This window comes from Longimicrobium sp., assembly GCF_036280135.1.
Lineage (GTDB): Bacteria > Gemmatimonadota > Gemmatimonadetes > Longimicrobiales > Longimicrobiaceae > Longimicrobium.
Genome location: NZ_DASURI010000358.1, coordinates 1 through 3677, shown reverse-complemented (window position 1 = coordinate 3677; position 3677 = coordinate 1). Strand labels below are relative to the sequence as shown.

Here is a 3677-nt window from a genome sequence, read left to right as displayed (position 1 = left end):
ACCACGCGCGTCTGCGGCCCGAACAGCTCCACGAGCGTGTCACGACCCGCCATCTCCAGCCGCACCGCCATCCCCGCGTTCAACGGGCGGGAGCCGAGGAAGTTCCCCTGGCGGTCGTACGAGGCAATCTTCCGCAACTCCGAGTCGCGGACCAGGATGCGATTGCCGCTCCACACCACGTTCTGCGGGCTGGTCAGCTCGGCGGGGCCACGGCCGCGCGGCGCCCACGCACGGTGGCGCGCACCCTCGAAGAGATGCAGCGCAGGGAAGCCCGCGCTCAGCACCACGAGGTCACGACCGCTGAACGCGGCCGCACGCACCTGGTAGAGATCGGCCTCCGTTCCCAGCACACGAATGCGGCGCAACTGGCCGTCCGCCGGCGTGCTCATCGTGATGCCAAGGAGAACCGCGCCCAGCAGCCGGACTCGTAGAGAGACAGGCATGGTCAGCTCCGGGGCGTCCGCGTCACGGAGTACATCTCCACCTTCTCGACACCGAGCTCGTCCCGGCGGAGTCCCAGCAGGTAGTCGCGCCCGACCTCCAGCACCTGCAGCGCGCTGGGGACGGCGATGCGTGCGAGCGGTTCTCCACCGGGTCCGAGCACGGCCCAAGGAACGGTTGGCTCGCCCGGGCGGGGATATGCCTGGATCCAGACGTTGCCCTCCGGGTCCACGGCAAGCGCACCGAACGCCGGAGAAAGCTCCGGGACCGGAGCGGCGTCGAGGGTGACCTCCATCTCCCGCCGCCGCTCCGGGTCTTCGATGACCGCGAGCCGGCTCCTCCTGTATTCCGCCACGTCCGAGCTCTGGATGCGCCAGGGGGCGAGCGGGCTGCGGAGCACGCCAGCGGCCGTGCCATCCGCCCGATAGATCGTGATCACACCGGAGCCGCTGTCGCCGACGTACAGGCGTTCGCCCGCGACGGCGACGTACGTCTGGCGCGCGAAGGGCACGTCGTTCCAGGCGAAGCCGGTGGCGCGGTCCGCCACGTGGACTTCGTTTCCGGCGTACTTCGCGAGGACCCCGGCGTGAGAACCGTCGCTGGCGAATCGGTGGAGCGTCACCGAGTCGCGGCGGATGCCGCGTTCTCCCTGCATCATGGCGAACACGTCGGGCCCGGGGTCCAGGGCGAGCGTGCGGTCACTGAACAGCCCCACCGCCTTCGGGAACATGCCTTCCGCGCCCGGGGCGCTCGTCGCCTGCCGGTAGGTGCCGTCGCCGCTGAAGAACGACAGGCGCTTGAGCCGCTGATCCCACACTGCGAGGGTGTCGCCCGGCAGGCTGCCGAGCCAGGTCGGCACCTCGAACTCCCCTGGCCCCTGCCCCTTGCGGCCCGCCCTGAACAAGAACTGTCCACGTGCATCGTACGCCGCCAGCGACGAATTTCCGGTGTTCAGGACCACGATGCGTCCGTCTGCCAGGCGGGTCGCGGCGGACACGTTGTAGAGCTGGTAGTTGGGGTCCCCGTCCGCCACGCCGATGGATACGACCGGCTGCGGCGACAGGACCCACTCCGATCCTCCGGCACCGGAGTCCTCGGCGGCGGCGCGGCCGCATGCCGCGACGAGCAGCAGTGCGAGGAGACGGGAAGGTTGTGATTTCATGGGACCCATGCAGGACGCGATGAAGGTTTCCGGTTCTACTCCGCCGCCGAGCCAGCCCGCCGAACAGCCGCCTCCACCTCGGCCTCGAGGTCGGCCCACTTCACCACCTTGCCGTTCACCGCCCACGCGGGCGTGAAGGTCACCCCCGCTGTGCGGGCGGCCTCCCACGTTTTCCGATAGACGGCGGCACGGCTGGAGCCCGTGGCGCCGGCACATTCGCGCACGGCGGCGGAGTCCGCCCCTGCCGCCGCGACCACCTCCAGCAGCGCGGGCTCGGCCGGGTACGCCTCGGACCACGCTGCCTGCGTCGCGAAGAGACGACGGCGAACCTCCGCGAAGTGCTCCGGCACCCGCTCCGCGACGCAGTTGGCCACCACCGAGGCCGGAATGGCGTTGGCGTGACCCGGGAGGGGGAGATCGTAGGCGGTGTACTGCACAGCGCCACGCTCGATCAGTCGGGCGACGCTGGGCCAGACCGCTTCGTGGGCCGCGGCACACGCGGGACACTGGTAATCGAACAGCTCGATCACCTTTACGGGGGCGTCAGCGGAGCCCTGCGTGCGTCCAGCTCCGAGGAGGTCCAGACCGCGGATGAACTCGCTGGAGATGGTCGAGACTGGGAGTTCCCCGGCGCGGGCAGGGGAAGCTTGAACACGATACACGGCCCCGATCACCACGACCGCCAGCACGCCGGCGACGAAGTAGGGATCAGGACGGAGCCGGCGAATCAGCGCCTTCACACGTGCCTCCGATCAAAGGGGGGAAGACTGGCCACGCCGCGGAGCCGGCCGGAACCGAGCGTCGTGGCCGTCCATCATCAAGCAAGCCTGATTGACAACCGCCGTGGTGTCCGCATGAGAGCGCTCGCTATGTCGCGCGGAAGCACAGGCGGTCACGATCTGCTTCAGGTCGGCTCCATCCCGCCGCCGTTCGGCTTGCAGAGGCACGACTGGATTGAGCCATCCGCGTTCGTCGTGCAGCAGCAGACGTAGTTCGCGGTTTCGTCGCAGAAACCGCCGGGGCCAGTTGCCGAAGCCGGGGTCACCGCGAGCCCGAGGGACAGCAGCGCACCGCCGACGAGAGCTCCGCTGACGAGCCGGGTCACTCGATTCATGATCCACTCTCCAGATCGAAATGGTGGGCGCCCTCAGTGCGCGAGCGCACTGCGGCGCGGGTACGTGTGGGCTGCGCGACCCCCGGTACCGGACCGTTTCGCGGCTGGATCAGGTGGGCTGGACTCCGCCCTTCGGCATGCAGGAGCAATCGTTGATGGAGCCGTCGCTGTTGGTCGAGCAACAGCAGACGAAGTTTGCCGTTTCGTCGCAGAAGCCGCCGGGGGAGCTTGCCGCGGCGGGTGAGACGAGCCCTCCCAGGGACAGCATGGCCGTCCCGACGAGGACCCCGCTCACAATACGTGCCATTTTTCTCATGGTCCACCTCCTCGTTGCGAATGGATGGAGAACATCACGGGAACGAGTGTCCATTCCTGCGTGCCGGGAATCGCGCAACTTCTTTGTTTCGGCAAACGTGAGTCCATTACGGGCCGCTTGATGAAACCCGGTCTAAACACAAGTGACGCAACCGTTCAGGCCACTTTGACCACTTGCGTGCTTGCACGCGCGCAAGCACCAAAATGGTCCACTACGCACCATTCCGGTGCGCAGTGCGCCATTTCGTAGGTGCACGTCCGCTCCGCGGGAGCGGTCGCGAGATCAACTTGGCTGACGCCGCCAGCTTTGCCGCTCCCGAAGCGCCCCACGCACGCGCGCTCCCAGATCGGCCGCGGGGAGGCACTCGGCCAGCGCCGGCCACAGGTCCCACTTGGGGCGTCGAAGCAGCCGTTTCGACGCTCCGCATTCTTCGAGCATCGCCACGAGCTCTTCCCTCCACAGCAACTGCGCCAGGGCCAGCGGGTCAGGCGCGGGGTTCCGAGTTCCGTCCCGCACCACCCGGAGCACCGGCTCCGCGCCCCGTCCGCGGGCCTCCAGGATGCGCCACCACCCCGGCACGATTGCCCATGCCGGCTCTACGTGAGACGCACCCGCCACGAGCGTGACGAAATCGAACACCCTGC

Annotated in this window: 5 protein-coding genes and 1 pseudogene; all 6 read right to left on the bottom strand. The window is 68.5% G+C overall.

The window, feature by feature from the left end; genetic code table 11:
• The coding region (locus VFZ20_RS11225; RefSeq protein ID WP_329683967.1) for a hypothetical protein at positions 1-389 on the bottom strand (389 nt) is incomplete at its 3' end.
• Between the two features lie 56 nt (positions 390-445).
• Complete coding sequence (locus VFZ20_RS11220) at positions 446-1603, bottom strand: hypothetical protein (RefSeq protein WP_329683966.1); 1158 nt, start codon at positions 1601-1603, stop codon at positions 446-448.
• Between the two features lie 35 nt (positions 1604-1638).
• The gene (locus tag VFZ20_RS11215) at positions 1639-2343 is read right to left on the bottom strand and encodes a thioredoxin domain-containing protein (protein WP_329683965.1); all 705 of its coding nucleotides are present in this window, start codon (positions 2341-2343) and stop codon (positions 1639-1641) included.
• A 164-nt stretch (positions 2344-2507) separates the two neighbouring features.
• A complete protein-coding gene (locus VFZ20_RS11210) occupies positions 2508-2717 on the bottom strand; it encodes a hypothetical protein (RefSeq protein WP_329683964.1) in 210 nt (69 codons plus the stop codon).
• Positions 2718-2826: 109 nt separating this feature from the next.
• The gene (locus tag VFZ20_RS11205) at positions 2827-3033 is read right to left on the bottom strand and encodes a hypothetical protein (RefSeq protein WP_329683963.1); all 207 of its coding nucleotides are present in this window, start codon (positions 3031-3033) and stop codon (positions 2827-2829) included.
• A gap of 282 nt (positions 3034-3315) precedes the next feature.
• Positions 3316-3677 (bottom strand): annotated as a pseudogene (locus tag VFZ20_RS11200) (hypothetical protein); the annotation flags it as partial.

Coding starts and splice junctions, on each gene's coding strand:
- VFZ20_RS11220 (WP_329683966.1), bottom strand. CDS start 1,603: ATGAAATCACAACCTTCCCGTCTCCTCGCACTGCTGCTCGTCGCGGCA.
- VFZ20_RS11210 (WP_329683964.1), bottom strand. CDS start 2,717: ATGAATCGAGTGACCCGGCTCGTCAGCGGAGCTCTCGTCGGCGGTGCG.
- VFZ20_RS11205 (WP_329683963.1), bottom strand. CDS start 3,033: ATGAGAAAAATGGCACGTATTGTGAGCGGGGTCCTCGTCGGGACGGCC.